Raw genomic sequence first — 25,963 nt, forward strand, 5'->3', positions numbered from 1 at the left:
GATTAGAAATCTTTAGGGCTTTAGGGGGGGGAAGTGGTGAAAAACTTGGTGCCATTCGGGGCAGGCGCGAGCACGTCGCCCGTTGGGTTGTCGCATCCGTTCGATGGAGTAGCAAACTTGTACGCCACAGTAAGCTTCCACAGATGGCTTGGAGGCTATCCCATAATGATTTCCTGATTTTTTACGGTGTTTAAACGGGATCGACGGCCTTGATCGAACGGGCTTCAACAACTTGAGCATGCGGTGAATGGAGCTGATGCGGATCATCGACTCGCAGCTCTCGGTGTAGTACTCGTAATTCCGGCTGTCTTGCCGATGCCGGCCCAGCCAGGCGAACGTCCGCTCCACCACCCAACGCCTCGGCAGCTTCACGAACCCTTAACTCCCCGGCGGCGGCTCCACGACTTCGATCCTGTACCCGGCACGGGACTCCGCCACCCAGTCGTCGAGGTGGTTGTTGCGATATTTCCCGTCGCCCCAGACCAACTCCAACATGGTGCTATTCAGACTTGAGCGAGAAGAACGCGTTGGCGCAAAAGGCGAGAAAACATGCTTTTTGTGACGTCGGTCTCTGGTTTGTGTTTTTTTAGAATGCAAGTGCGTGGGCGCGGTGTCAAGAGGGATCTCTAGTTCAGTCTCGGTTTGTCTTTCGAAGCAAAGGGGCAGATCGATCGACAAATGCGTCGAAGGTTGGACGAGGGCGAGCCGGCCTCGGAACCCGTCGGCCGGCGCGTGACGAGTCGTCTCCATGAGTTGTGGAGGCTCACGATCGCGACCGCCGCGGCGTAGCCTAGGACGCCGCCGAGGGTGTTCAGGATGACGTCGTCGACGTCGCTGTAGCGTCGGCCCGACTGGAACTGGACGATCTCGATGAGCGCGCTCAGCGCGGCGGATGCGAACGCGGCCGGGATGAGCGATCGCGGGCCTCGGAAGGCCCGGACCGCCAGGCCGATTGGCGTGAAGACGACGACGTTGCCGATGATGTTGAGCCAGAGCCCGCGCCCGCCGCTCGGGACGTCGCGGATGATGCTCCGGAACGGCGCGAGGTTGTAGCGATGCTCGACCGGCCGGTAGCCCGGGTGCTGGTGCGCCCAGACCATCGCCAGGAGCAGGAACAGGTACGTCGAGAAGGCGGCGATCGACAGCGACCGGACCAAGGCGTGCCTCCCGGGCGTTTTGGTGTTACGATCGTTGATGCGGGACGGACGCATCGTCGCCGTCTTTCGGAATCATAGTACAAACGCGGAGTCGAAGATGCCGGTGCTCGATCGCGAGGAATTCATCGAGCAGGCGTATTTCTTCCACGCGTTCCGCGAGCGGCTGGCCGACGGGCTGCCGTCGCAGGAGATCCTCGCGCGGATCGGCGAGGAGTTGCTGTCGACGACCAAGCTCCCGCTGGCGGTGGGCTTCCTTCACACCGAGAGCAAGGTCTCGGGCCTGATGTCGCCGGCCATGGCGCGGATCGACCATTACTTCACCGCGTTCCAGACGCACGTGGTCAGCCAGGCCGAGACGGACCTCAGCCGGTTCGCGATGGACCAGGCGCTCTTGGTCCTCGAACGCGAGGCCGATTACAAGGCGAAGGGGCCGTCGCTCGCCGGCCTGTTCATTTATCAATTCGAGTCGCTGTCGCGGAACCGGCTGGGCTACACCAAAGGGCTTGCGGCGATGGCTCAGGACCCGCTCTACGACGAAGACTGGCGCGATTACATCTTGACGCTTCAGACCCGGCTCGGCGACGTCGATTTCGCCGACCTGATCTTCGTCCGCTCAGCCTATTTCGTGAAGGAACGACGCCGGCTCAAGCCGGACTTCGAGCCCAAGTATCCGGCTCTGTTCGGCGAACGGGAAGGGAAGATCGCGCGGGCCAACCGGGGCCGCGACCCCATGTACCTGTTCTCGGCCCTACAACGCCAGCTCGGCTATCCCGAGGTCCCCCGCGCGCGCCGGCCCGACGAACTTGAAGCCCGCATCGTCTTGCTCGAACTGAAGGTCGCCCAGCTCGAAAACCGTATCAAGCTCGCCGAGAACGATATCAGCCAGGACGTCGACCTCAACCAGGTCATGGTCAAGCCCGAAAACACCGCCGGCATCCCCGCCGGCTGGACCGCCAAGCGCGCCGAGCCGTAATAACGAACGACGGAGAGGACCGATCATCGTGAAGAAAACCATCATCGCGGCGTACTGGGTGTTCGCGATCGCCGGCCGACTTGTCGCGGGCGAGGCCGACGCGCCTCGGGCTTTCGAATTCGAGCGGATCGTGATCGACGCCGATTTCCCTGGCGGGTATCAGGTCGAAACGGCCGACGTCAACGGCGACGGCAAGCTCGACGTCATTGGGCTGGGAGGCGATGTCTGCGCCTGGTACGAGAACCCGAACTGGAAGAAGCGGATCGTCACCGACAAGCGGCACTCGCCGGGGATCATCAGCAGCGCGACGGCCGACCTCGATGGCGACGGCAAGGCCGAGATCGCCGTCGCCTACGACTTCGAGATGAACCAGCCGCGGCGCGGCAAGCTCTTGCTGGCGTCGCAAGGGGAGGGGCTCGACGATCCCTGGAAGATCACTCCCATCACCGATCTCAACAGTATCCACCGGCTCCGCTGGGGCGATCTCGACGGCGACGGCAAGCTCGACCTGCTTGTCGCGCCGATTTTCGGCCCGGCGGCGAAACCGCCCGTCTACGAAGATCCCGCTCAGATCGTCGCCTTCACTTCGGTCGACGTCCGCGACCCCGCCAAATGGCGGCTCCGCCCACTGGCGAACCGCCCGGTGACACACGCCATCGAGATCCTGCCGTCGTTCGACGAGATCAAGCGGCCCGTCGTCCTGGCGGCGAACAACCAGGGCGTGACGCTGATCGAGGCCAGCAACGACAAGGCCGTCGCGCGCGACCTCGTCCCCGGCGCGGCCGGCGATCGTCCCAAGCGCGGGGGGAGCGAGATTCATCGCGGCAAGTTCAAGGACGGCCGGACGTTCCTGGCGACCGTCGAGCCGTGGCACGGGACCGACGTCGTGGTCTGGCCCCGGAAGTCGACCGGAGACCTCGAATTCGGCCCGCGCACGGTCCTCGACGACACCCTCGCCGACGGCCACGCCCTCTGGGTCGCCGATCTCAACGGCGACGGCCAGGATGAAGTCCTCGCCGGCCATCGCGGCAAGGACCATCGCGTGGCGTTGTATGACTACAACGCCGACTCCCAATCTTGGCGCCGCACGATCGTCGATCAGGCCGTCGCCCCCCAGGACTTGCGCGGCGGCGACGTCGACGGCGATGGCAAGCCCGACGTCGTCACGATCGGCGGCTCGACGCACAACATCGTCCTGTATCGATCGCGGTAGAGAACCGGATGACGATCACGCTGGCGGGAGGGGGATGAAATGCTCGACGAATCGCGCGATCTCAAGTCGGATCAGCGGCCGACGCGGCAGGGCTTGAGGCCGTTCTACATCTGGACGCTGGTCGCTTTGGTCGCGGTGATGGTCGTCGGCTCGCCGACTCTCGTCAAATTGAGCGAACAGGCCGGTGCCGCCGGCTGGGGCTGGTTTGCAATCCTCCATCATGGGGCCGTGGTCGCGTTGATTCTGGGGACGGTGGTGCTCGCGCCGCTCGTGGTAATCCGAAGTCGAACTCAGGGCCGCGAGTTCAGCCGTTCGTACGGCGCCTCGGCTGTGCTCGCGACGGCGACGGGCCTCGGCTTCGCGGCTCTGCAAACTCTTTCCGTGCTGTTCCGGTTCTCCCAGCAATACCGCTCCATGCCGGGGCGATATTGGCCCGTCTACATGGATATAGCCGCGCCAGTCGCGGTCGAGTGCTCGGTCGTCGCGATCACCGCCGCCTGGCTGACCCTCGCCTTGACCGGGGTGGGTCGAAGATCGTCCAACGGGTTCGAGCGGCTTTGCCTCGGCCTCGGACTCCTCTGGATTCTGGCGTACCTGACGCGTCGCGTCCTCGATATCGCCCCCTGGCTGTTTTAATCAACTCGGCCTGAGGGGCTCCGGCCCGGCGAGCCGGACGATTTTCTCGACTCCGCGCGATTGGAATCGAGGCTTCGCGTATAGACTCTTCGGTGACGTATCACGAGGAGGGCATCAAACGCGATGAGACGAGGATTCCAGGGCGTCGCGCTGCGTCAATTTACGAGGCTGTTTGAGTCGGGGACGCTGTCGGCGGCCTCGGACCGCGAACTGCTCGACGAATTCGCGAGGCGGCGCGACGACGCGGCTTTCGAAGTGCTTTTGACGCGGTACGGCCGGCTCGTACTGAACCTCGGTCGCAAGCTGCTGCACGACCCGCGCGACGTCGAGGACGCCTTCCAGGCGACGTTCCTCGTGCTCGTCCGCAAGCCTCCCCGGCTGCGCGTCGGCGAATCGCTCGGCCCGTGGATGTCGACGGTGGCGTACCGCGTGGCCGCCCGCGCCCGGGCGAATCGGATCCGCCTGAACAAGATGAAGACGACCGACGGACTGGAAGCGGCGGCGTCGACGGATTCAGATGCGAATTCAAACGCCCTCGCGCTGCACGAGGAACTGAACCGGCTCCCCGAACGCCTCCGTCGGCCGGTCGTCTGTTGCTACCTCGAAGGCCTGACCCACGAGCGCGCCGCCGAGCGTCTGGGATGCCCCGTGGGGACCGTCCGCAGCCGCTTGGCCCGCGCCCGATCACTGCTGCATCGCCGGCTCTCGATCCGGGGAGTTGCGCCGTCCGTCGCCCCGCTCGAAGTCCTGTTCTCGTCGAAATCGGTCGACCCGCCGCTCCGGCTCATCGATCTGACGATGCGGCTTGTGGCGAGTTCCCATGTCCGTTGGCCCGAGGCGGGCGTCGTCTCGGCTTCCTTACTTTCCCTCGCGAACGGAGTCGTCAGGATGATGAACCTCAAGAAGGCGTTGGTTGCGTTGTCGGTGGCGCTGCCGCTGGGCGGCGTCGTCGCGGTTGGCGCCGCGCAGGCGTACCAGCAGGCGGCGGGAGACCAGGATAAGATCGTAGTCGGCGGCAGGACGTACGTGGCCGAGCCGGAGGAACCGCAGACCGTCGCACAAACGTATTACGTGGGCGACTTGGTCATCCGCTCGGCCCCCCCGGATCGGCAACAGGGCGGAAAGCCTGGGCCGAGCCCCGCCGCCGGTTTCGACCTTCTGCCCGTCATCAAATTGATCGAAGAGACCATCGCGCCGGGAACTTGGGAGGTCCACGACTCTGCCGGCAAGGACATGAGCGCGAGCCTCGGGCTTGGACAAAGAAAGGATGGCGGGCCGAAACGCCGAATCGGAACCATCACGCCCTTTTTCCTGAGCATCTCGCTCATCGTGCGACACACCGAGGAGACTCACAAACAAGTTGCCTCGCTGCTCGCGAACGTCCGCGCCGTCGTAAACGGGGCCCAAACGCGAACTTCCCAACGGGTCGTCGAGGCGGTCGAGACGGGGCCTCTCGGAAGGTTCACCGTGAGCACGAGCAGTGGCATCTTCGTCCCAGAACCCGGAATGGACCTCGATTCCTTTCCGCCGCCCATCGCGCCTGCCGAGCTAGCTACAATCAAGGGCGCGCCGAAGAGGCTTCAATTCCTGAATCCGAATAAGGTCCGGATGATGAAAATGAGAGGCCAGCTCAAGGTGCTCCAGTCCGAGATGGAAGCGCTAGAGGAAGAGCTCATGAAGGCCGAGCCACAGAATTCAGCTCCACAGATTCCAGTCCAAGATGGAACACCTGGACGAGATGAGCCTAAAAGCTGACCCAGCGCCGAATCATGAGTAAACGAGGTGACTCTTGAACGCCCCCCCCGACGATTCGACTACCATCCTTTTGATCGCCCACGGCAGCCGGCATCAGCCGGCGAATGACGACTTGCACGCGATGGCCGCGCGGCTGTCGGAAACGGGACGTCATGCGATCGTCGAGGCTTGCTTTTTGGAGCTGGCCGAGCCCGACATTCCGACCGGGGGGGGGCGGTGCGTGGCCCGGGGGGCGAGGCGGGTGCTCTTGATCCCATATTTCCTGTCGGCCGGAGTTCATCTGCTCCGCGATCTGACGGCGGCGCGCGACGCGCTCGCCGTGGCGCATCCCAAAGTCGAATTTTTGCTCGGCGCGCCGCTGGGTCCGCACCCGCTGCTCGATCAACTGGTCGAGGTTCGGATCGACGAGATCGGCCGTAATGTCGGCGCCGTCACGGCCTCGGCTCTAGAAAACGCCGACCGCTATCGGCCGATGGGAGACCGGATGGAAGGGTCGGGCTGAGTGATTCGGTCCTGGCACGCATGGTGGGCCTTGGGGCGGCATTGACAGAAATTCATGGAAGGGCTAGAAGCTTCAGGCCGATCTACTCCAAGGAGGGAGACGCTACCTCGAGTGCATTTCGCACGCGCGTGCCCCAGGGCACGATTGCCTAGAGCGTCGAAGGAGTGACTGTTCATGTCCGTTCCCTATGAACCGGTCAATGTGCCGGCCCTGAATCTGCGCGCCCAGTATCAGACGATCCGCGACGAGATCGAGCCGGTCGTCCGGCAGGTCCTGGAGACCCAGGGCTTCGTGATGGGCCCCGAGGTTAGCAGCCTGGAAGCCGAGATCAGCGAATACGTCGGCGCGGCCCACTCTGTCGGCTGTGCGTCCGGCACCGACGCCCTGCTGCTGCCGCTGATGGCCATCGACCTGGCCCCCGGCGAAGAGGTCGTCACCACGCCCTACACCTTCTTCGCCACCGGCGGTTCGATCTGGCGCACCGGCGCCCGGCCCGTGTTCGTCGACATCGAGCCCGACACGTACAATATCGACCCGGCCAAGATCGAAGCCGCGATCACCCCGCGCACCCGGGCGATCATCCCGGTCCACCTGTACGGCCAAACTGCCGACATGGCGCCGATCCGCGAGATCGCCGATCGCCACGGCCTGATGGTGCTCGAAGACGCGGCGCAGGCGATCGGGGCCGCGTATCACGGCGCTCGGGCCGGCACGCTGGGGACGGCGGCCGCATTCAGCTTCTATCCTTCGAAGAACCTCGGCGGGTTCGGCGACGGCGGCATGGTCAGCACCGACGATCCGGTCCTGGCCCATCGCATGGCCCGGCTGCGGGTCCACGGCATGGAGCCGAAGTACCATCACCACGAGGTCGGCCTGAACTCGCGGCTCGACGCTCTGCAAGCGGCCGTGCTCCGGGTCAAGCTTCGCCACCTCGACGATTGGACGACCGCCCGCCGCGAGGTCGCCGACCGCTACCGCAGCTTGTTCGCCTCGCACGGGCTCGATGAGCTGGTCAAGCTTCCCGTCGAGCGGCCGGGCAACTTCCACGTCTACAACCAGTTCGTCGTCCGCGTCCCGGGCTCGATCCGCGACGAATTCCGCGAGTTCCTGGTCGGACGCCGGATCGGGACCGAGATCTACTACCCGATCCCGCTCCACCTCCAGGTCTGCTTCGCGTCGCTCGGCTACAAGCTCGGCGACTTCCCCAACTCCGAGGCCGCCGCCCGCGAGACGATCGCCCTGCCGATCTACCCCGAGCTGTCCGAGGAAGAACAGCGGTACGTCGTCGGCTCGATGCGGAAATTCCTCCACGAGCACGCTTACGCGTCGCTGTCCACTGACCACCGGGCCGCCTGATCGGATCGACCCGGCCTCAGCCCGCGACGCCGAGGAAGGCGCGCGGCTGAGCCGTCGAGTTCGACCGCGACGACCAAGAGGCCGGAATCCGATCGCGACGGTTCGCTGGAACGGCCGCGGTCGGTTCTGGTCTGGCGTACGGCTTGCGCTCGGGCTTCATCGTGGTCGTCGATCGCCTCCCGGCCTGGTGGAACCAGGTCAGCGTTTCGCGGTGCAGGCGCGACATCGCCCCCTTCGAGCAGCCGGCCAGGGCGGCGGCTTCCTCAACCGTCTTGCCGTCGAGGTAGAGATGGCGGAAGGCCGTCGCGTGCCGTGCGGGGAGCTTTTTAAGCCAGGTCTCGATCGCGTCGGCCGCTTCCAGATCGGTGCCGACCGGCTCCTCGGCCTGGACGCCGACCACCCGGCCTTTGGTTTCGGAGTCGGCTCTGAGCGATTGGAACCGAGGGATGCGATCGGCCTTTCCCCGCCAGCCTCTGGCGAACAGCTCGCGCTGGACATCGAGCAGGGCGCCTCGAATTCGGTGCCGGGCGTAGGTCGCGAAGTCGACGTTCCGCGACGGGTCGAACGCCTGGGCCGCTTCCACCAGGGCGAGGAAGGCCGCCGACTGGAATTCGTCGCTGCCGGCGGGCCAGCTTCGGGCCGTCCGCCGTGCCAGGATCTGGGCCAGCGGCAGGTAGCGCACCGTCAAACCGCGCTGGTCGTCGTTCAGCGGCGTCCTCGGTTTTCGGGGATCACACTTCGCGGGGTACGAGGCGTCGGCGCACCGGCCCGGCGAGCGCTCGGCGTCCCGGGGTTGCGGCGGCCGGCACGGATTGGTCCGGTCTGAAAATCCGGTCTTCTCTTGTCGCTGAGAGAACGGGCTGCGTCGCATCGCATCGTTCACGGTCCACCTCGTCGTCAGGTTCGGGTGAAGGCTCAATTCAACCATGGCGGTTGCGGGACGATCATCATTGGAAGTGGGCGAACTCGGCCGGCTCTACGCGCCGCAGGCCCGGCGACGGCCGCCGGTCGCTCGCTCGTCACTCTCCTTCATGAGCGCCAACGCCGTCCGGCGCTCCGATCGCAAATGGGCCAGGCACCGGGTCCGCTTGTCTCGCAGCCGCTCCAGGTACGCCCCTGCGAGCGCCCGGTGCGGGGTCGCCGAAGCCAGGTAGCGCCGGGCGACGGCCAGCTTGTCGTTCAAGTCGTCGAGCGTCCTCAGATGCTGGTCGCTCCGAATCCAGACCTGGACAAGCCGCTCCGCCAGCTCGAAACTGGAAAGGGTCCCCATCACGCCGGCCGCCCGAATGCATGACCCGCAGCGTTCCCTCGCCGTCGCGTCGGCCAGAGCGATGTTCGAACGCGAAACCGTCTCTTGAAGCATTGGAACTCTCCGTGAAAGGAATCGTGGCCCGCCGTCGTACGTCCGAAGATCTCCGGCCGTAAACGGGACGAACCGGGAAATTCCCTTATAAGGGATGTTGATTTCTGGTGAAGGATATTTTAGGCTTGTTTATCCCGGCAACGAAATATGGTGCATGGGTTGAGGAAGTCAACTGGCCAAATTGGGAATTTTGGGGAAACGTGGGCGTCTTTTTAAACTGCGTGTTCTATGGTCTCTGTCCTGCTAATGCAACAATGTCGCGAGTTGACGGTTTTGTTGAAACCAAGTCGGGAAACGCGGCGGATTTTTCATGGGATCAGACGGTTTAAGCAGGGTTGATTGGGTAAGGCGGAAAGGCGTGATTTTGTGGAAAGAGATGATGGCGAGGATTGGGTGAAAGCGGTGCGGCTTCGGCTGCTCGCCTGGTATGGCGAGGCGAAGCGCGATTTGCCCTGGCGGGTCGATCGCGACCCGTATCGGATCTTGGTTTCGGAAGTGATGCTGGTGCAGACGACGGTGACGGCCGTGATCCCGTACTTCGAGCGATTTCTCCGAGCCTTTCCCGACTTCGAGGCGCTGGCGAGGGCCGAGGAGGACGAGGTGGTCAAGGCGTGGGAAGGGCTGGGGTATTACCGCCGGGCCCGCCAGCTTCACGCCGCGGCCCGGATGGTCGTCGAGTCGCACGGCGGCGTCATGCCCGACGATCCGGCGGCCGTCCTGGCCTTGCCGGGGGTCGGCCGGTACATGGCCGGGGCGATCCTCTCGCAGGCGTTCGACCGTCCCGAACCGATCCTCGAAGCCAACTCCCAGCGCGTGCTGGCGCGACTCCTCGCCTGGGACGGCGACCTGAAAGCCGCCGCGACGAAGTCCCGGTTGTGGGAGGCCGCCGCCCGCCTCGTCCCCCCGCGCCACGCGGGCGAGTTCAACCAGGGGCTCATGGAACTTGGGGCGCTCGTTTGCACTTCCAGGTCGCCTCGATGTCTGGTCTGTCCGCTGTCGGCGCAGTGCGAGGCGAAGCGGCGGGGGCTTCAGGACGAACTGCCGAAGGTCGGGCCGCGCCCCGCGCCGCTCGCGGTGTCGGAAGCCTGCGCCGTGGTCGCGAGCCAAGGGCGGGTGCTGGTGGTTCGTCGGCAAGCGCCGGGCCTTTGGGCCGGCTTCTGGGAGTTTCCGACGATTCACCGCGAGGGTGCCGACCCTGCGGGCCGCTCGTTTGGCGAACCCGTCGACCTGGCCGAAGGCGTCCGCCGGTTGACGGGAATTCGCGTTCGATCAGGCGGTCTGGCCAGGACGCTGACCTACAGCGTCACCAAGCACAGGGTGGCGCTTGAGGTCTACAACGCGACCGCGACGACCGGGGAGCCGAAGCCCGGGCCAGGTTTCTCGGAAGCGCGGTGGATCGAGCCTCAGGGGCTTACCGAACTCACGCTCAGCTCGGCGGGAAGGCGGCTGGCGTCGGCCGTCGCCGAGAATCCGGCCGCCTGGGGTCTTGAATGAGGCTTACGCGGGGTTTGCGTAAGCGGGATGAATCTTGTGCGCCAGCCGATTCAAGAGAGCCTGGCGTTCCAACCCGCAGTACCTGCGTGGGTGTGTCGCGCCGGAAGTTCGACTTCGCGAGCGGACTTGCTAGGACTGGAAGGGTGCTCTAGAATAAGAATGAGCCGGGAAGGGCGCGTTTGGGAAACGCAGGTGAGCCGTTCACGATCTGAAATCGATGAACGGACCTTTCATGGTCCGCCCTGACAACGGATGGTCACGGGCCGTCGGCGGACGCCGACACGGGTTCGGATCGCCCTGAACTTCACTTCGGGCGTCGGTTCGTCCGTCTCGACCCTCCCGTTCCGAGGTGCCGCGCCACGCCGGCGGCGATTGCGATGATCAGCGGGCGTACTCACTTCATGGCAACGATCCGGGTCGGTCACGATACGCGGACCCGGTCCCCGGCTAGGGATGAAAGGGCTTGGCATGCCGTCAGGTAAAGACGTCACGGGAGGGGGCTCGGGAAGCGGTGGCAAGCGAGGAGGGGGCGGGGGCCTCACCTCCGGCTCGTCGGGGAGCACCAAGAAGAACGCCTACTGCTCCTTCTGCCGCAAGAGCTTTCGCGACGTCGGCCCGCTTGTCGAAGGCCCCGGCGACGTGTATATCTGCGGCGAGTGCATCGAGCTCTGCCAGTCGATCCTCGACCAAGAGCGTCGCCGTCGCGGGGTTCCCAAGACCCTGTTCACCGACATCCCCACCCCTCGCGAGATCAAGACCCAGCTCGACGCCTATGTGATCGGCCAGGACCGCGCCAAGAAGGTCCTCTCGGTCGCCCTGCACAACCATTACAAGCGGCTGGTCCATGGCGAAGAGCCGGACCAGGAGATCGAACTCGACAAGTCGAACATCCTCTTGATCGGACCGACCGGCTGCGGCAAGACCCTGCTGGCCCGGACCCTCGCCCGCATCCTCAACGTGCCGTTCGCCATCGGCGACGCCACCACGCTGACCGAGGCCGGCTACGTCGGCGAGGACGTCGAGAACATCCTCCTCAAGCTGCTCCACGCCGCCGACTTCGACCTCGAAGCCGCGCAGCGGGGGATCATCTACATCGACGAGATCGACAAGATCGGCAAGACGACCCACAACGTCTCGATCACCCGCGACGTCTCGGGCGAAGGGGTCCAGCAGGCCCTCTTGAAGATGCTCGAAGGGACCGTCGCCAACGTCCCGCCGCAGGGGGGCCGCAAGCATCCCGAGCAACAGTACATCCAGATGGACACCAGCAACATCCTGTTCATCTGCGGCGGCACGTTCGTCGGCCTCGAAAACATCATCGCCCGCCGCGTCGGCCGCAAGACCATCGGCTTCGGCAGCCAGACCCAGATCGAGCAGCACACCGACCTGGGCGAACTGCTGGGCAAGGTCACGTCCGACGACCTCCTCGAATTCGGCATGATCCCCGAGTTCATCGGCCGCCTGCCGGTCATCTGCCCGCTGATGCCGCTCGACGAGAGCGCGCTCGTGCAAATCATGACCGAGCCCCGCAACGCGCTCGTGAAGCAATACAAGCGGTTCTTCGACATGGAAGGCGCCGACGTCGAGTTCACGCCCGACGCCCTCCAGGAGATCGCCAAGAAGGCCAAAGCCAAAGACACCGGCGCCCGCGGCCTCCGCTCGATAGTCGAGGAGATCATGCTCGACATCATGTTCGAGCTGCCCGACCGACCCGCCAAGGACAAGGGCAAGTTCGTCGTCACCGGCGAGATCGTCCGCAAAGAGAAGAACCTCTTCGACGCCGCCCCCGTCCCGCTCACCCCCACCAAGCCCGACCGGAAGAAAGAAAGCGCCTGAGCTAGTTCGGCTGACCGCCGAACCGAGCCAAACCAATGCGCCGCCCCGGCTCGCCTCGCTCCCCGCGACGGCGACCCGTGGGCTGCCGCGCGCTTGCGAGCCTTCGCCACGACCCACCTTGGTTAGCGCCACGAACTCCGTGGACCTGCGTCACTCGGACGGTTGGGGGCACCCCCTCGTCTCAATGCCGAGTACGACTGAATGGCTATGGTGGAGCGAAGCGATACCCCAGGAGAGACGCCTCGGCCCTCGTTGCTGTGGCATTTCTGCCACAGCCACCCAAACCCGGTCACCTCCCCATTTTCATGAGGCCGGGTGTTTCCACGGCGTCATGATGGCTTGTATTTCGCTCCCCGATCGTCCCACAGGCGATTTCCGGAGCAGCCCGCAGCGCCAGGCGGCTTAAGAGTTCCTGGTTTTCCCTTGATTGCGCGGCGAATGTCTTGCATGGCGTGTGTTATTGAATTAGGGTTCTCCGTATCGTGCCCTCTTCATTGGGTCTTCATGGAAGGCCCGTCGTACCAGATCGAGTCAGGGGAGTATCGCCCATGGCGAAGCCGCGTCGCGCCTTTACTTTAATCGAGTTGTTGGTGGTCATCGCGATCATCGCGGTGCTCATTGCGCTGCTGTTACCAGCCGTCCAGTCCGCGCGCGAGGCGGCCCGGCGTGCGCAGTGCGTGAACAACATGAAGCAGATCGGTTTGGCGGTCCACAATTACATCTCGTCGAATGACGTACTACCGCTGATGTCGATGCAGAACTGCCCGAGCTGCGGGTGGGGGCCGGGGTATACCGGCTGGATGGCGTCGATCCTCGGAGGCCTCGAGCAAGGCACGGTCTTCAACACGATCAATTTCAACCTGTACATGAACGACATGGCGAACACGACGGCCGGAATCGTGCAACCGAGCGTGTTCCTGTGCCCATCGGACGACACGACCGTCCGGCCCAGCGGTTACTGGGCGACGTCGACTTACGCGGGCAACCTGGGCGGGCCGGTGCCGATGCAGTTCTGGAACGGCGTGATCGTGCCGGCGGTGCCGAACTTATGGTACCCCACCGGGGGCGGTCCGATCACGATCGCATCGATCACCGACGGCACGTCAAACACAGCTCTCCTGAGCGAGCACACCGGCGGGCTCAACGGCAACCCCGTCATCCTGCTGAGCTCGAACCAGAGCAAAAAGGGCTATTACGCCGTCCCGGGCTTCACCTCGGGGGCGCCGAACGCTCCCAACGGCACCCAGCTCGCCCTCGACTTCATTCAGGGCTGCAACTCGCTGCCCAACACGACGCCTTCGGCGGGGACCTGGGTCTTCGGCTGGAGCTACACGCAGAACATGCCCTACGAATCGGCCAACACGACCTATGTTCACTGGAACACGCCGAATAAAACGTCGTGCAGTGGTTACGGGCCCGACCCCAGCACGATCCACGCGGCGCCGACGGCCAACAGCCACCATTCGGGCGGCGTCAACATGGGCTTCGCCGACGGCTCGGTCCGGTTCGTCAAGGATTCGGTGAACATGCAGACCTGGTGGGCGCTCGCCAGCCGCAACGGCGGCGAAGTCGTGAGCGCCGACGCGTATTGATTCGATCCGAAGCTTCCCGGACGCCGGCTCGCCGACCTCGCGCGGGGCGGCGTCGAGGAGAAATTTTTTCATGCGAACGACCAAGTTTCGATGCGGGATCGTGGGCCTGGCGCTCGTCATCGCGTCCGGCTGCGGCGGCAGCACGGCGGGCCTCGAGTCGTCGGAAGGCATCTCGGGGGCGCCTCCCAAAGCGCCGACCGACGACCTGATGAAGCCGGCGAAGTCGAAGAAGGCGGCCAAGAGCAAGGTTCCCACTGGGTTGGGTGGGCCGCCCCCCATCCCCAAGCATTGACGAAGGCGTCTCGGTCGATGCGACTGCGGCCGTCTCCTCCGCCGGGGGGAGACGGCTTGTGGGGCCGCTGGCGGCGGACTATGCTCTCCGAGTCGCCGGGGTCGTGGGCCGCGCCTTCGTGAAGCCCAACGCGATCGGGCTCATCAAGACGAGGGAGTAGGATGCTGGGCGTCGCAGCGATCGTGTTTTCGCTGGTCTTGCTGATGGCGATCGCCTACCGGGGCTTGCCGGTCATCGTCTTCGCGCCGATCTGCGCGGCGGCAGCCTTGGCCTTGTCGGGGGTTCCGATCCTGCCGGGGTATACTGATTCGTTCATGAACGGCGCGGCCGATTACGTTCGAGCGTTTTTCCCCGTCTTCTTGCTCGGGGCGATCTTCGGAAAGCTGATGGAAGCGGGGGGCGCGGCGGCCTCGATCGCTCGGGCGATCGTCCGCGCGTTCGGCTCGCGGCGCGCCATCCCGGCCGTGGTGCTCGCCTGCGCCGTGCTGACGTACGGCGGGGTCTCGCTCTTCGTGGTGGCGTTCGCCGTCTACCCGTTCGGCGCGGCCCTGTTCAAGGCGGCCGGGATTCCCAAGCGACTCCTCCCCGGCGCGATCGCCTTGGGGGCGTTCACGCTGACGATGGACGCGCTGCCGGGCTCGCCGCAGATCCAAAACCTGATCCCGACGCGGACCTTCGGCACCGACGCCTATGCCGCCCCGGTGCTCGGCTGCCTGGGCGGGGCCGTGATCCTGATCGGCGGCCTGATCTGGCTTGACCGCCGGCGCGCGTCGGCCGCGTCGGCCGGCGAAGGTTATGGCGCCGGCCACGCGAACGAGCCCGAACCGAAGCCCGACCTCGACCTGCCGAGTCTCCCCGTGGCGGTCTTGCCGTTGCTCTTGGTGCTGGCCGCCAACTTCGTCGCCAGCCGGACGTCGTGGTCGATCGCCGGCTGGTACTCCGAAGACGTCCTCCGAAGCACGTTTCCAACGATCAACGTGCGGACGGCCTCGCCGACCTGGGCCCTGATCACGGCCCTCGGCATCGGGATCACGGCCACGCTCGCGCTCAACGCGCGGCGGCTTCGGGGCTCGCTCACGGTCTCGCTGACGGCGGCGACCTCGGGCGCCTTGCTGGCGATCTTCAACACCGCGTCGGAAGTCGGCTACGGCTCGGTCATCAAGACCCTGCCAGGTTTTCAAGTCATCCGCAACGGCGTGCTCGGCCTGAGTCAGTCGGTGCTGATCTCGGAAGCGGTGGCGGTGAACATCCTCTCCGGGATCACCGGCTCCGCCTCGGGTGGCCTGTCGATCGCTCTCGAGGTGATGGGAGCGCATTACCTGGAAGCGGCCAAGGCGCAGGGGATCAGCCCCGAGTGGCTCCACCGGATCGCCTCGATGGCCTCCGGCGGCATGGACACCCTCCCGCACAACGGCGCGGTCATCACCCTGCTGGCGATCACCGGGCTGACCCACCGCCAATCCTACCCCGACATCTTCGCCATCACGCTCCTCAAGACGTCCACCGTCTTCGCGCTCGCCGCCGCGGCCACCGCCTGGGCCTGAATCCGGCGTCCGCGAACCCACCCGGCGCGAAGTCGCCCAGATTGCCTGGAGGACCTCCGAAGGCAGGGGATGCGCAGTTTCTCCGTGCTCTTTTCCTCCAAATCGCGAATCCCCGAATAAGAAACGCGAACTGCCGTCTACAGGGCTGCCGGCGGTTTGAGAAAATTCGTGGAAGGTTTTCCGGGGTTCGCGGCAGAGTAGGGCAAGGATCGGGAGGTTCAGGATCCAGGAGCATGGGAATGCCGATTCGGGGATTGGGAAAGATCGCGAGGGACGTCGAGACCCTGTTTCAACTCGGGGCCACGGGCGGGGTCGACGACGGTCAGCTCGTGGCGCGATTCTTGATCCCGGGCGAGGGGAGCGAGGCCGCGTTTCGAGCGCTCGTGATCCGTCACGGGCCGATGGTCCTGTCTGTCTGCCGACGGATTCTGGACGACCCGGCCGCGGCCGACGACGCCTTTCAGGCCACGTTCATGATCCTTGTGAAGAAAGCCCGGGGCCTTCGCAATCGCGAATTGCTGGGCGGATGGCTCCACGGCGTGGCGAATCGGGTCGCAAGAAAGGCCAAGAGCGCCGCGGCCCGTCGCCTCGTGGTGGAGCAGCGGTCGTACAACCGACCCTACCAGCAGGCGCACGACCATGAGCAGGCCGAACTTCGGGCGATCATCGACGAAGAAATCCACCGCCTGCCGGAGCACTACCGGCTTCCGTTGGTCCTCTGTCACCTTGAGGGGATGAGGCATCAGGAAGTGGCCCATCGCCTGGGCTGCCCGGTTGGAACCGTGGAGAGCCGTCTCTCTCGCGCCAAGGAACAACTCCGGACCCGGCTGGTCAGGCGGGGGGTCGCCCCGGGGGCGAGCGTTCTGGCGGCCGCCCTCTCCTCGCGAGAATCCGCGGCGGCCATGACCCCGCTCGTCGACCAGGTCTGCCGGTTGGCGACCGCTCCAAGCTCCGTCACGACGGCCCTGGCGGCCGTCACGGCGACGTCGATCCCGCGTCTCATGATCCTGAAATCGGCCGTCGCCGCCCGGATCAGCCTGGCTGCGTTCGCGATGATCGGCGCCGGGGCGGGAGTGCTGGCGACGGCGGCCTACAGCGACCTGGGCCCCCGGATCGCCACGTCCGTCCTCTCGGCCGTCGACGCCCCCAAGCCTCCTCAGGGCGATACGCCTCCCACGAGCCAAGACACGACCCCCAGCCGCTCTCCCTCCGCGATCGCCTTCCCGCTTCGCGGCATCACGATCGATGGCTCGCTCGACGATTGGCCGAGCAACATGCAAAAGTACAAAATCGAGCATCGGCTTCAGGGGTCCGGCGATTACGACCCGGGAGGCGGCGAATTCGACGAAGACCCCGACTCCTACTTCATGGTGGGGTACGACCGTGAGACGTCCCTGATCTACGTGGCCGTCCAAACTCACGACGCCGACGTCGTCGTCAGCGGCAAGAGTCAAGTCAGTTCGGACGCGACCGAAATCTACCTCCAAGGCATGCTCAGCGATCAGAACGACTCCTCCCCGGCGTCCGTGGTTCCTGGCGTTCTGGACGCCGCGATCATGCCCGTGATCCAGTACGTGGGTCTGCCCGGCGAAGCGCCCGCATACAACAATGCCGAGATGGCCAATCCCGCGCTCCTTTATGGTGATACGTCCAAGACCAAGACGAAGATGAAGACTCGCCGACACGAAAATGGAATTACGACCTACGAATGGGCCGTCCAGCCGTTCGATCACTACCCCGATCGACCGTCACGGCTGGAGCCCGGTAAACGGCTGGGGCTCGACGTGGTCCTCGTGGACCGCGACCGCGACCGCAAGCTCGCGTCGTGGTATTCCTGGGCCCCCTACCAGGGCGTATTCAAGGGTTTCGACGCCCGAACGATCGGCGAGCTGATCCTCGACGGCCCTCGCTGATCTCCTCCCCGGAAGCGATGGCGTTCTCATTCCGGTCGTCCTGATTCGTGGATCTCGGTTCGCGCCGCTCCGCCGCGCCCCGGCGCGCTTCGACCCAGGTTGTTGGCATGTCTCGATCCGTCGAGACCCGGGGCCTCCGCGCGCTGTGCGCGGCGTCCCCGGAGCCGTCGTTCGATGAGAACCGTTCCTCCAGAAGTAAGGGAGACAGCCGTGATCAAGTTGCTGATCCATGTGGCGAAGTGGACGGGGGCCGCCGCGCTCACGGTCTTGCTCGCCTGGCAGGCGTCGAGCGGAGCGGTTCGCGAGGAATCCGAGGTGATCGTCCACGTCGGCGTGCCGGATGTGGAGATCCGGATCGACGAATTCCGGTTCACCGTCGATCGCCCCTGGGAACACCCCGTGAGCTGCGAACTGCCGCCGGGCGATCATCTTCTGACCATGCATCAAGCCGGAGTCGAGCTCTATCGCGAGGTCTTCACGCTCGAGAACGGCCGAGGTCGAGTCCTCACCGCCTGGGATGAGTACGGCCGGCTCAGCGGGGCTCCCGAGCTTTCCTCTCCCGCGGCTCCCGAGCCGGTCAAGGAACTCGAAATCGTCGTCGGCCCAGACGTCGACTGCCGAACTTCCGCGGGAGAGGCGAGGAAGAAGATCGGGGCGTTCTAGAGCGGTTCACCTTTGAGTTGCGCACAGCCGGGGTGTCCGAAAGACCGCATTACTGTAGGGGCGTCCCTTGTGGGCGCCCGAATTGCGGGGGTCGCCGCAGTCGCCGACGCCGATCGACCGCCCACAAGGGACGCCCCCACGTGTGCAATCCAAACGCAAACCGCTCAAACGCCGGACGCGGGCCTGAAATTCCGGGGATTGGCAAGACGCACCCTGGGAGCGACCTGGGACGCTTCGAATCGACGCCTCCCTCGCATCCTGACGCCGAAGCTGGCAAACTGTGGACGCCGCCAATCACTGGGGATTGGTGGAGGTGTCGCCGGAATAGGCCAGGCGCGATCGACTCGGAGAGCTCGTGCGAATCGGTTCTCCGTCAGGCTCCACGAGCGAATAGAGCAGGAATGACTCATGAGCAAGCGGCGGAAGAGCGGGACGAGCCCGCGCCACGAATCGCCGCCGCCGGCAGATTCGGCCGGAGATTCGGCCGCCGTGGTGAAGGTGCTCCCGCGCCGGTCGTTCTTCGTGGAATTGCTCCAGCGTCTGTTCATCGCGGCGTTGTGCCTGGGGGCGGGGTACGGCCTCTGGAGGATGGGCCGGAACATCATCCGGACAGGCGAATACAACTATGTACTGGAGTCGGGCGGCCGCGACGCGCGCGGCGAACCGCGACGCAACTCGCCCTTCACTCGCGAGATCGTGCACGCCACCGGAGACTGGGCGCGCGAGCAGGCCTTTGGATTCATGGCGGCGGGCGCGACCCTGGCTTACTGGGGATCGCTCGTCCTCCTCAGCTCGGTCGGGCCGTTCACCAACCCGTTGGTCTGGAACCCGCGACACACCGCGATGCTGGCGGTCTCGCTCATCGGCTGCATCGTTGCGGTCGTCGCGTTCTTCCCTCCGTGGCGGATCGGGACGTCGATGAGCTGCAACGCCTTCTACCTCGTTCTGGCGGCCTCCATCTATCTGGCGACGATCCGCGACCGCTCGAAGCTCAAGGAGCATAGCCAGAAGGTCTTCCCGGCGCTCATCATGTCAGCCGCGTTGGTCGGGAGCTTCTCGTCGGGCTACGCGGTCGGAATCATCGCGGGCATTTTCCTCTGCCTGCTGCTCGCCTTCCATGTCGTGATGCTCATCCCCAAGGTTCGTGCGGAACTGATGAAGCAGGCGGCCGGGCAAACGTCGTCGGCCCGGTCGGTCGCTTACTCGTCGCAATAGAGTTTCGCGAACAATGAGGAGAGCGACGGCTCGTAGTTCTTCCAACGACCCACCGAGCTGTGATAGATCGGGAGGCGCACCTGGGCGACGCTCACGGTCTGCACGGAACGACGGGTCGTGTGGAAGTCCAGGCACGCGGGGTTCCATTCCAGGCCGCACCAATCGACCAGGGTCCGCGACGTCGCTTCCAGATCGGCGACGACCGCTTCGTAGTCGACCTCGAAGATCGGGGTCGGCAGCGCGCGGCGCCAGTGGTCCATGACGCGCCGGTATTCGGCCGCCCGCGCCGCGATGTGCTCTAGGTCGCAGGCCCACCGAACCTGCCCGAAGTTGGTCATCCAGCACGACACGGCGGTGTCGCGCAGGTCGCGCCGGCAATGGATCAACTTCGCGTTCGGGAACAGCGCGGCGATCAGGCCCAGGTACAGGTAGTTCTCCGGCATCTTGTCCACGATCCGGTCGGCCGACCCGTTCAAGGCCGCCAGCTTGTCGAGATGTCGGCGGGCGAGCAGGTTCAACGCGTCGCGCCCGAGGCCGTCCAGGCATTCCTGGAGGTTTCCGGCGCGGCCCGTCGCCTCGGTCATCGCCTTGAATGTCTGTTTCGCCAGCCTCAGCTCGCCGGCCCCGAACACGCGCGGATGGCTCGCGAGGATCTGCTCGATCAGGGTCGTGCCAGACCGAGGGAGGCCCACGACGAAGACCGGCCGGTCCGACTCCAAACCCCACCCCCGGACCTTCGCGAAGAACGCGGGCGTGAAGGACGAGAGCAACGGATCGACGAACGCCTTGAAGGCTCCGGGATCATAGCCAAGCCCCCGCCTGTTGAGATCGGCCCGTTGCAATGCGTTGGCCTCGGCGGCGACCCCGGCGGCGCGCTCGAACTCGCCTTGGGCGTCGAGCACCTGGCCAAGCCCGAACTGAAGCGGCCAGCGTTGATCCGGCGGGAGGCCCGGGTCGGCCAGCAGCCCCTCGATCACGGCCCGGTCGGCGTCGGGGAGTTTGCCGCGCAATCGAGTCGCCAGCAGGGCGAGCGCCCCGGCGTGTCGAGGCGCATGCCGCAAGGTCGCGCGGAGCGACTCCATCGCTTGCTCGAAATCGCCGCGCTGTTCCAGAATCCCGGCGAGGTTGGCGTGGGCGGCGGCCAGATCGGGGCGGAGTCGGATCACCTCGCGGAAGCAGGCCTCGGCCTCGTCGAGCCGGCCGAGCATCAGGAGGACGTTGCCGAGGTGGATTCGGGCCGCGAGCAGGTCGGGACGGAGGCGGACCGCCTCCCGGCAATGGACGAGCGACTCCTTCAACTCTCCCCGGCCCATGAGGATCGCCCCGAGATTGAGGTGAGGCTCGCCCGACTCCGGATCGAGCCGCGCGGCGATCCGGAAATGATCGAGCGCGGCCGTCGCGTCCCCCTGGATCAGCAGGGCGTTGCCCAGATTGTTGTGGGCGGCGACGAATTCGGGACGGAGCCGAAGCGCCTCGCGGAAGCAGCCGACGGCGGCGTCGACCTCCCCTCGGTCGACCAGGATCGCCCCCAGGTTGCCGAGGTGCTCTGGGCTGTCGGGCCGGAGCCGCGCGGCTTCCCGGCAACAGGCGACGGCGTGGTCAAACTGGCCAAGAGCCCGGTGGACCTCGGCGAGCCCCGCGTGATAATCCGCCTCTTCGGGACGGAAGGCGACCGCCTTGCCCATCAGCGTGAAGGCCCGCGACGGGTCGCCGCGTTGAAGCGCCACCAGGCCCAGCAGATAGAGCGCATCGGGCCGATCGGGATCTTCGTCCAGCGCCGCCTGGTAGTCTTGGGCGGCTCGATCGAGATGGCCCAACCCGTGTTGCAGCAGGGCGTCGCTCAGGTCGACTGGCATGGCTCGCACCCATTGGCAAGAACCGTGGAAGCCTCGCGAACGCGCCGCCGGTCCGAATCGCGCCGTTGCGGCTTGTATTCCCCATTAAGCGACAACCCGCGATGACCGGGTGAGACTATCCTACAAAACGCGCGAGGAGAACGGGGCGTTTCGCGGGGAGGCGGAAGGGCTTCAATCGACTCCGTCGCGGCTTAGCACGACGACGACGGTGCGCGCGAGGATCGTCAGGTCCATTCCCAGCGACCACTCGCGGACGTATCGACGATCGAGTTCGAGGGTTCGGAGCGACGAGAGGTCGCGCCGGCCGGAGACCTGGGCCAGACCGGTGAGGCCGGGCAGGACCGCGAGCCGCGTCCGGAAGGGCTCGGGATCGAGGCTCGCCAGCTTCCGGCACTCGGGAAGAGAGAGCGGGCGGGGCCCGATCAGGCTCATTTCGCCTCGCAGGATGTTCCAGAGCTGGGGCAGTTCGTCCAGGCTGGAGCGGCGAAGGAATCGGCCCACCCGAGTGACCCGGGGGTCGTCCTTCATCTGGAACATGACGCCGTCGGGCGACTCATTACGACTTTCGAGTTGGCCCAGGAGTTCGTCGGCGTCGACCGTCATCGAGCGGAACTTCAGGCACCAGAAGAGACGCCCGCCCCGGCCCATCCGTTGCTGGCGGAAGACGGCCGGCCCGGGAGTGTCGAGCCGCACCAGGATCGCAACCAATAACAGGACGGGTGACAGGAGGATCAATCCCAGCGCCGCCCCGGCCATGTCCATCAACCGCTTCACCGGCCGGCTCAGGAGATCGTCGAACCTAGCGGCCGTGTGCGGGCCGACGAGCGGAAATTCTATTGATGACATTCGCATGTCCCTGAATGGTTATGTGGCTCGGATGCAAATTCTTCCAGGGCTGAGATTAACGCTGTTTAATGCATGTCGGCAGGGCTGCGCAGGAGGTCGTACCGCAGACTTGCGACCGCGTCAATGGCTTCCGCCACGAACTCCGGCGCGCGCCCGCTCTCTCGATCTCGCGTCCACCGTTTTCGATCCTTCCCGCCTTGACGTTCCGCTCGACGCTGTGCCATAGTGTGGGCCGACCTCAGGATGGATGCACCTTCGATCAAGGATGATTGCGTGCGCACCTTTGCCGCTCCATCACGTTCGGCGCGCGTTTCAGGCTTGGACCGCGTTGCATCGAGCGGCGACGGCGTCGTTTCCAGCGCGGGCCGACGGCTCGCGCGCTGGGAACCGGTGTTGCGACGTCGGCGGGACCCCGAGATCCCGAGCCGCAAGGTCGACCTCGACCTCGCGTCCGAGCGCGGCGTCTTCGTCGCGTTCTTCGCCTCATACGCCGCTTCGTCCCACGACTGGCCCCGCTGCCACGACGTCGTGAACGAGGCGATCCAACGCGCGATGGATTGCCACGTCGAAGAGAAATGCCTTGCGCCGTCGCGCCGCTCTCGCTTTGAGATGGATCTCGATACACCCGCTCCCAGGAGTCGTCATCTATGAACGCGAAGTCGCTCGTCAGGCGAATGCTCCCCCGCCGCGCCTCGGCCCACCGGATCTTCAGCGGCCCGCTTCGCGGCATGCGGATCGTGACCTCGTGGCACGACTACCCGGCGGCGATCCTCGGTTACACCGAGCGGAAGCTGACCAACTGGCTGCTGGACAACGCCCGGGCGGGCGAGACCTGGCTCGACGTCGGCGCCAACTGCGGCTACACCAGCCTCGCCATGTGCCGGGCCGTCGGGCCGAACGGCCGGGTCTTCGCGTTCGAGCCCGCGCTGGCCACCGCGGCCTGCCTTGAAGGGACCGGCCGCGCCAACCGGCTCGACCAGCTCGTCTGCCTGCCGTTCGCGCTGTCCGACGCCCCCCGGCCCACCGTCTCGCGGTTCGCGACCGAGCGCGGCATGATCGACTCGCAACTGCCGGCCGACGGCCACGTCGAGATGATCGTGATCACCGCCGTCGGCCTCGACGCGATCTGGGACGGCGTCGCCGGCGACGATCCGGTCGTCCACGGGATCAAGATCGACGTCCAGGGCATGGAGCTTGACGCCCTGCGCGGCATGCGCTCGCTGCTGGAAACCCACCGGCCCAAGGTCGTTCTGGAGATCCATCGCGACGTCCCCCGCGACGACGTGCTCGCCCTCCTCGAAGACTGCGGCTACCTCCTCGACCCCGAGCCGATCGACGACGACCTGGGCGCTTTCGCCGACCCTCAGAGCAACGCCAGCTTCGTCTTCCGGGCTCCGCCGTTCGCCGACGAACCCGCGCCTCGAATCCAGCGCGAAGAACGGGCGTCGCGGAAGAATGGAGCCGGGATCGCCTGAGCGTCGCCGCGCGGCCATTGGTGCCATTAGCGCGACTTCCGTTTGGGTTGCATACAGCTATTACAACATGCTGTCGCGGTCATGCGTTCTCCCTTGAGGGAGAACGCAGTCGGAACGACCGGATGAGGGGGGGAATCACGGGGATTTTCGAAGGCCGAGGTGATCGAAGTCCCCGAATCCTCTCCTTCGGGGCAATCGTGTTCGGCTCGACATTCGCTCGCAGAAGCTCGAAGTCGATCGCGCGCTTTGGGACCGCCTGCATGGTTGTAGTTGGGGCTGTGACCCCGGCACGCGCGCCTTGGGACCGGATCGGCCTCCCACCTCCTCTATTGGAGTGCGGGGGTTTTTCCGGATGGGCCGCGTGTTACGCGCGGCGGCAAGCCGTCACACTCCAGATCGGCATGGGACCGGCCTCACAGAGGCCGGCTAAAAATCGGTTCGCTTCCAACGCCATCTCAAATCTCGTGCCGAACACTTATTGCCCTTCGGGGGATCTTCTCCCCGCGCGGCGAGAAGGGAATAGAGCCATCGCCACGTGTGCAACCCAACAGTAAATCGCGCCAGACGCCCGGCCTTTGGTTATCCTGGACGTTGCGGCACGGCCGATTCACGATCCTTTTCGTGGGGAAACAGGCTGTAGCAAAGGAACATCCAGATGGCAAATGCGCAAGCGACTGTCGTTGGACGTGTCGGGTCGATGCGTCGCTATCCGATCAAGTCGATGATCGGTGAGGAACTGGACGTCGCGGAAGTGACTGAGCGCGGCCTGCGAGGGGATCGGGCTTACGCCCTGGTCGATCTCGAAACCGGCAAGGTGGCCAGCGCCAAGAATCCCAGGCGGTGGCCCAACCTTTTCGAGTTCCGCGCGGCGATCGTGGGGCCGTCCGGCGACGCCTCGTCGCCGCCTCCGGTTCGGATCACCCTGCCGGGCGGCGACGTGTTGACCACGGACCAGGCCGACGTGGATGCGCGGCTGTCCGACGCCGTCGGCCGCCCCGTGCGGCTGGCGCGGTCGGCCTTCGAGGGAGCGATCGCCGAAGGCTACTGGCCCGACCACGAATGGCTCCCCGCTCCGGACGAGGCGTTTGAATTCGAGTTTCCGCCGGGGTCGTTCTTCGACGGCGCGATGATCCACCTCATCACAACCGCCACGCTCAACCGTTTTCAGGCCCTCGCGCCCGACAGCCGTTTCGACGTCCGGCGGTTCCGCCCGAACCTCGTGATCGAGCCCGCCGAAGGGATCGACGGCTTCGCCGAGCACGCCTGGATCGGCCGGACCCTCCAGATCGGCGCCGTCCTCCTCCGCATCGACTCCCCATGCCCCCGATGCGTCATGACCACGCTCCCCCAGGCCGACCTCCCCAAAGACCCCGCCATCCTCCGCACCATCGTCCAGAAGAACGCCGGAAACGCCGGCGTCTACGCCTCCATCGTCCAAGCCGGAACGACCGCCGTGGGAGACGCCGTCAGTCTGCTCTAGCGTTCTGGAGTCGGAAGTCCGTCCGTCGCGGCCCACGCAGGCTTCGCGACCGTCGATGTCGTGGTTCCTGGCCGACTGTTCGTCCTTTGGCGACCACGATTGCGCCGGCGTCGATCCCGTCGCCTGGTTTCCCTAATAAGGCCGACAGGGTTTCGGAATGGCACCCGTTCGCCATGTGGGGCGAATTCGTCCTCGCGGACAATAAACGCACTATGGCGATAATGGTGGGGGAGCAAACCTGTTTGTGAATTAAATTTAATGCCGGCTAGGCGGTTTTGGATATGGAAGTGCCTTTTTGTTACTCAAAAGTAGCGTCGGAATGACAAAAATCGCTTGTGGGCGGAGCAAGGCGTTGTAATAATCGGAAACAGGTGAGATTGTATCAAGAGCGGTGGGATTCTGATCATCGCGGCCGAAGGGTCGCTCTTTATTACCTCTGTCTTTTGGAGGTCTTACGATGTTCTACCGGAAGCGACTCTCGTTTGGGGCTGGCCTGGCGCTCGTGGCGGCCGAGCTGAGCGGCTTCGCCCAGGTGACTTACCAGCAAACTCCCCAAGCCCAGGTGATGGCGGCTGCGGTGCCCGCCTCGCACGCCACCCTGCCGCCGGATCAATTTGCGCTTTCCTTTAACTCGAACCTGGCGGCGTGATCGTTTCGCTCGGCAATCTCCCGTTTTAGAGGCCGAACGATCTCCTAGCTCACTTCAGTCAAACAAAGATGGTGTTCATTAATGTCAGGACGGGTCAGCCTCAGTACGAACTCAGTACGAAAATGTTGTTCTGCCTCCGCGGCAAGACTAGAC

24 protein-coding genes are annotated in these 25,963 nt (G+C 65.3%); 19 read left to right on the forward strand and 5 right to left on the reverse strand.

All coding sequences use genetic code 11. The annotated features are described in order from the left end of the window. Positions 1 to 626: 626 nt before the first annotated feature. A complete protein-coding gene (locus BSF38_RS19490) occupies positions 627 to 1,211 on the reverse strand; it encodes a VanZ family protein (protein WP_083713095.1) in 585 nt (194 codons plus the stop codon). A gap of 43 nt (positions 1,212 to 1,254) precedes the next feature. On the opposite strand from BSF38_RS19490, the gene BSF38_RS19495 reads away from it, so the two are divergent. The 6 genes from BSF38_RS19495 (at position 1,255) to BSF38_RS19520 (ending at position 7,592) form a co-directional block, all read left to right on the forward strand. Beyond that, positions 1,255 to 2,130: a hypothetical protein gene (locus BSF38_RS19495; RefSeq protein ID WP_076351155.1), complete on the forward strand. Its 876-nt coding sequence runs from the start codon at positions 1,255 to 1,257 to the stop codon at positions 2,128 to 2,130. 28 nt (positions 2,131 to 2,158) lie between these two features. Next, a complete protein-coding gene (locus BSF38_RS19500; protein ID WP_076348422.1) occupies positions 2,159 to 3,343 on the forward strand; it encodes an FG-GAP repeat domain-containing protein in 1,185 nt (394 codons plus the stop codon). 39 nt (positions 3,344 to 3,382) lie between these two features. Then, on the forward strand, positions 3,383 to 3,979 hold the full coding sequence (locus tag BSF38_RS19505; protein WP_076348424.1) for a hypothetical protein: 597 nt from the start codon (positions 3,383 to 3,385) through the stop codon (positions 3,977 to 3,979). A gap of 123 nt (positions 3,980 to 4,102) precedes the next feature. Next, positions 4,103 to 5,734: an RNA polymerase sigma factor gene (locus tag BSF38_RS19510; RefSeq protein ID WP_076348426.1), complete on the forward strand. Its 1,632-nt coding sequence runs from the start codon at positions 4,103 to 4,105 to the stop codon at positions 5,732 to 5,734. Between the two features lie 34 nt (positions 5,735 to 5,768). Then, positions 5,769 to 6,236: a sirohydrochlorin chelatase gene (locus BSF38_RS19515; RefSeq protein WP_076348428.1), complete on the forward strand. Its 468-nt coding sequence runs from the start codon at positions 5,769 to 5,771 to the stop codon at positions 6,234 to 6,236. Positions 6,237 to 6,410: 174 nt separating this feature from the next. Continuing rightward, on the forward strand, positions 6,411 to 7,592 hold the full coding sequence (locus tag BSF38_RS19520) for a DegT/DnrJ/EryC1/StrS family aminotransferase (RefSeq protein WP_076348430.1): 1,182 nt from the start codon (positions 6,411 to 6,413) through the stop codon (positions 7,590 to 7,592). Between the two features lie 16 nt (positions 7,593 to 7,608). Here BSF38_RS19520 and BSF38_RS19525 read toward each other — a convergent pair whose 3' ends face one another. Then, entirely contained in the window at positions 7,609 to 8,475 is an 867-nt protein-coding gene (locus tag BSF38_RS19525; protein WP_168189420.1) for a sigma-70 family RNA polymerase sigma factor, read from the reverse strand. A gap of 93 nt (positions 8,476 to 8,568) precedes the next feature. After that, positions 8,569 to 8,955, reverse strand: a complete 387-nt coding sequence (locus BSF38_RS19530) for a hypothetical protein (RefSeq protein ID WP_076348433.1) — start codon at positions 8,953 to 8,955, stop codon at positions 8,569 to 8,571. 107 nt (positions 8,956 to 9,062) lie between these two features. Between BSF38_RS19530 and BSF38_RS30825 the strand changes: the two genes are divergently transcribed. The 9 genes from BSF38_RS30825 to BSF38_RS19570 all read left to right on the forward strand — a co-directional run bounded on the left by BSF38_RS30825 (position 9,063) and on the right by BSF38_RS19570 (position 19,504). Next, entirely contained in the window at positions 9,063 to 9,284 is a 222-nt protein-coding gene (locus tag BSF38_RS30825) for a hypothetical protein (protein WP_145952239.1), read from the forward strand. 64 nt (positions 9,285 to 9,348) lie between these two features. Continuing rightward, on the forward strand, positions 9,349 to 10,449 hold the full coding sequence (gene mutY / locus BSF38_RS19535; RefSeq protein WP_076348435.1) for an A/G-specific adenine glycosylase: 1,101 nt from the start codon (positions 9,349 to 9,351) through the stop codon (positions 10,447 to 10,449). A 468-nt stretch (positions 10,450 to 10,917) separates the two neighbouring features. Further along, a complete protein-coding gene (gene clpX / locus BSF38_RS19540; protein WP_076351157.1) occupies positions 10,918 to 12,285 on the forward strand; it encodes an ATP-dependent Clp protease ATP-binding subunit ClpX in 1,368 nt (455 codons plus the stop codon). A 548-nt stretch (positions 12,286 to 12,833) separates the two neighbouring features. Further along, positions 12,834 to 13,877: a DUF1559 domain-containing protein gene (locus BSF38_RS19545; protein WP_076348437.1), complete on the forward strand. Its 1,044-nt coding sequence runs from the start codon at positions 12,834 to 12,836 to the stop codon at positions 13,875 to 13,877. A 70-nt stretch (positions 13,878 to 13,947) separates the two neighbouring features. After that, complete coding sequence (locus tag BSF38_RS19550) at positions 13,948 to 14,169, forward strand: hypothetical protein (protein WP_076348439.1); 222 nt, start codon at positions 13,948 to 13,950, stop codon at positions 14,167 to 14,169. Between the two features lie 161 nt (positions 14,170 to 14,330). Next, positions 14,331 to 15,713, forward strand: coding sequence for a GntP family permease (locus tag BSF38_RS19555; protein WP_076348441.1), 1,383 nt, complete (start codon positions 14,331 to 14,333; stop codon positions 15,711 to 15,713). Positions 15,714 to 15,946: 233 nt separating this feature from the next. After that, positions 15,947 to 17,626 carry an RNA polymerase sigma factor gene (locus BSF38_RS19560; RefSeq protein ID WP_083713098.1) on the forward strand — a complete coding sequence of 560 codons (1,680 nt, stop codon included), beginning with the start codon at positions 15,947 to 15,949 and terminating at the stop codon, positions 17,624 to 17,626. A gap of 210 nt (positions 17,627 to 17,836) precedes the next feature. After that, positions 17,837 to 18,289 (forward strand): hypothetical protein, encoded by a 453-nt coding sequence (locus tag BSF38_RS19565; RefSeq protein ID WP_076348445.1) that lies wholly within the window; start codon positions 17,837 to 17,839, stop codon positions 18,287 to 18,289. 408 nt (positions 18,290 to 18,697) lie between these two features. Continuing rightward, positions 18,698 to 19,504: a hypothetical protein gene (locus BSF38_RS19570; RefSeq protein ID WP_076348447.1), complete on the forward strand. Its 807-nt coding sequence runs from the start codon at positions 18,698 to 18,700 to the stop codon at positions 19,502 to 19,504. On the opposite strand, the gene BSF38_RS19575 is transcribed toward BSF38_RS19570, so the two are convergent. Both BSF38_RS19575 and BSF38_RS19580 read right to left on the reverse strand, forming a co-directional pair. Continuing rightward, positions 19,489 to 21,360, reverse strand: coding sequence for a tetratricopeptide repeat-containing sulfotransferase family protein (locus BSF38_RS19575; protein ID WP_076348449.1), 1,872 nt, complete (start codon positions 21,358 to 21,360; stop codon positions 19,489 to 19,491). The genes BSF38_RS19570 and BSF38_RS19575 overlap by 16 nt on opposite strands. Before the next feature lie 171 nt (positions 21,361 to 21,531). Then, positions 21,532 to 22,206, reverse strand: coding sequence for a sugar transferase (locus BSF38_RS19580; protein WP_083713099.1), 675 nt, complete (start codon positions 22,204 to 22,206; stop codon positions 21,532 to 21,534). Between the two features lie 225 nt (positions 22,207 to 22,431). On the opposite strand from BSF38_RS19580, the gene BSF38_RS30830 reads away from it, so the two are divergent. The 4 genes from BSF38_RS30830 (at position 22,432) to BSF38_RS19600 (ending at position 25,810) form a co-directional block, all read left to right on the forward strand. Continuing rightward, positions 22,432 to 22,857 carry a hypothetical protein gene (locus BSF38_RS30830; protein ID WP_145952240.1) on the forward strand — a complete coding sequence of 142 codons (426 nt, stop codon included), beginning with the start codon at positions 22,432 to 22,434 and terminating at the stop codon, positions 22,855 to 22,857. Beyond that, complete coding sequence (locus tag BSF38_RS19590; protein WP_076348453.1) at positions 22,854 to 23,681, forward strand: FkbM family methyltransferase; 828 nt, start codon at positions 22,854 to 22,856, stop codon at positions 23,679 to 23,681. Before BSF38_RS30830 ends, BSF38_RS19590 begins: the two co-directional genes overlap by 4 nt. Positions 23,682 to 24,336: 655 nt before the next feature. After that, positions 24,337 to 25,161 (forward strand): MOSC domain-containing protein, encoded by an 825-nt coding sequence (locus BSF38_RS19595; RefSeq protein WP_076348455.1) that lies wholly within the window; start codon positions 24,337 to 24,339, stop codon positions 25,159 to 25,161. A gap of 457 nt (positions 25,162 to 25,618) precedes the next feature. Then, positions 25,619 to 25,810, forward strand: coding sequence for a hypothetical protein (locus BSF38_RS19600; protein WP_076348457.1), 192 nt, complete (start codon positions 25,619 to 25,621; stop codon positions 25,808 to 25,810). The last annotated feature ends 153 nt before the right edge of the window (positions 25,811 to 25,963 follow it).

This window comes from Paludisphaera borealis (assembly GCF_001956985.1).
GTDB lineage: Bacteria > Planctomycetota > Planctomycetia > Isosphaerales > Isosphaeraceae > Paludisphaera > Paludisphaera borealis.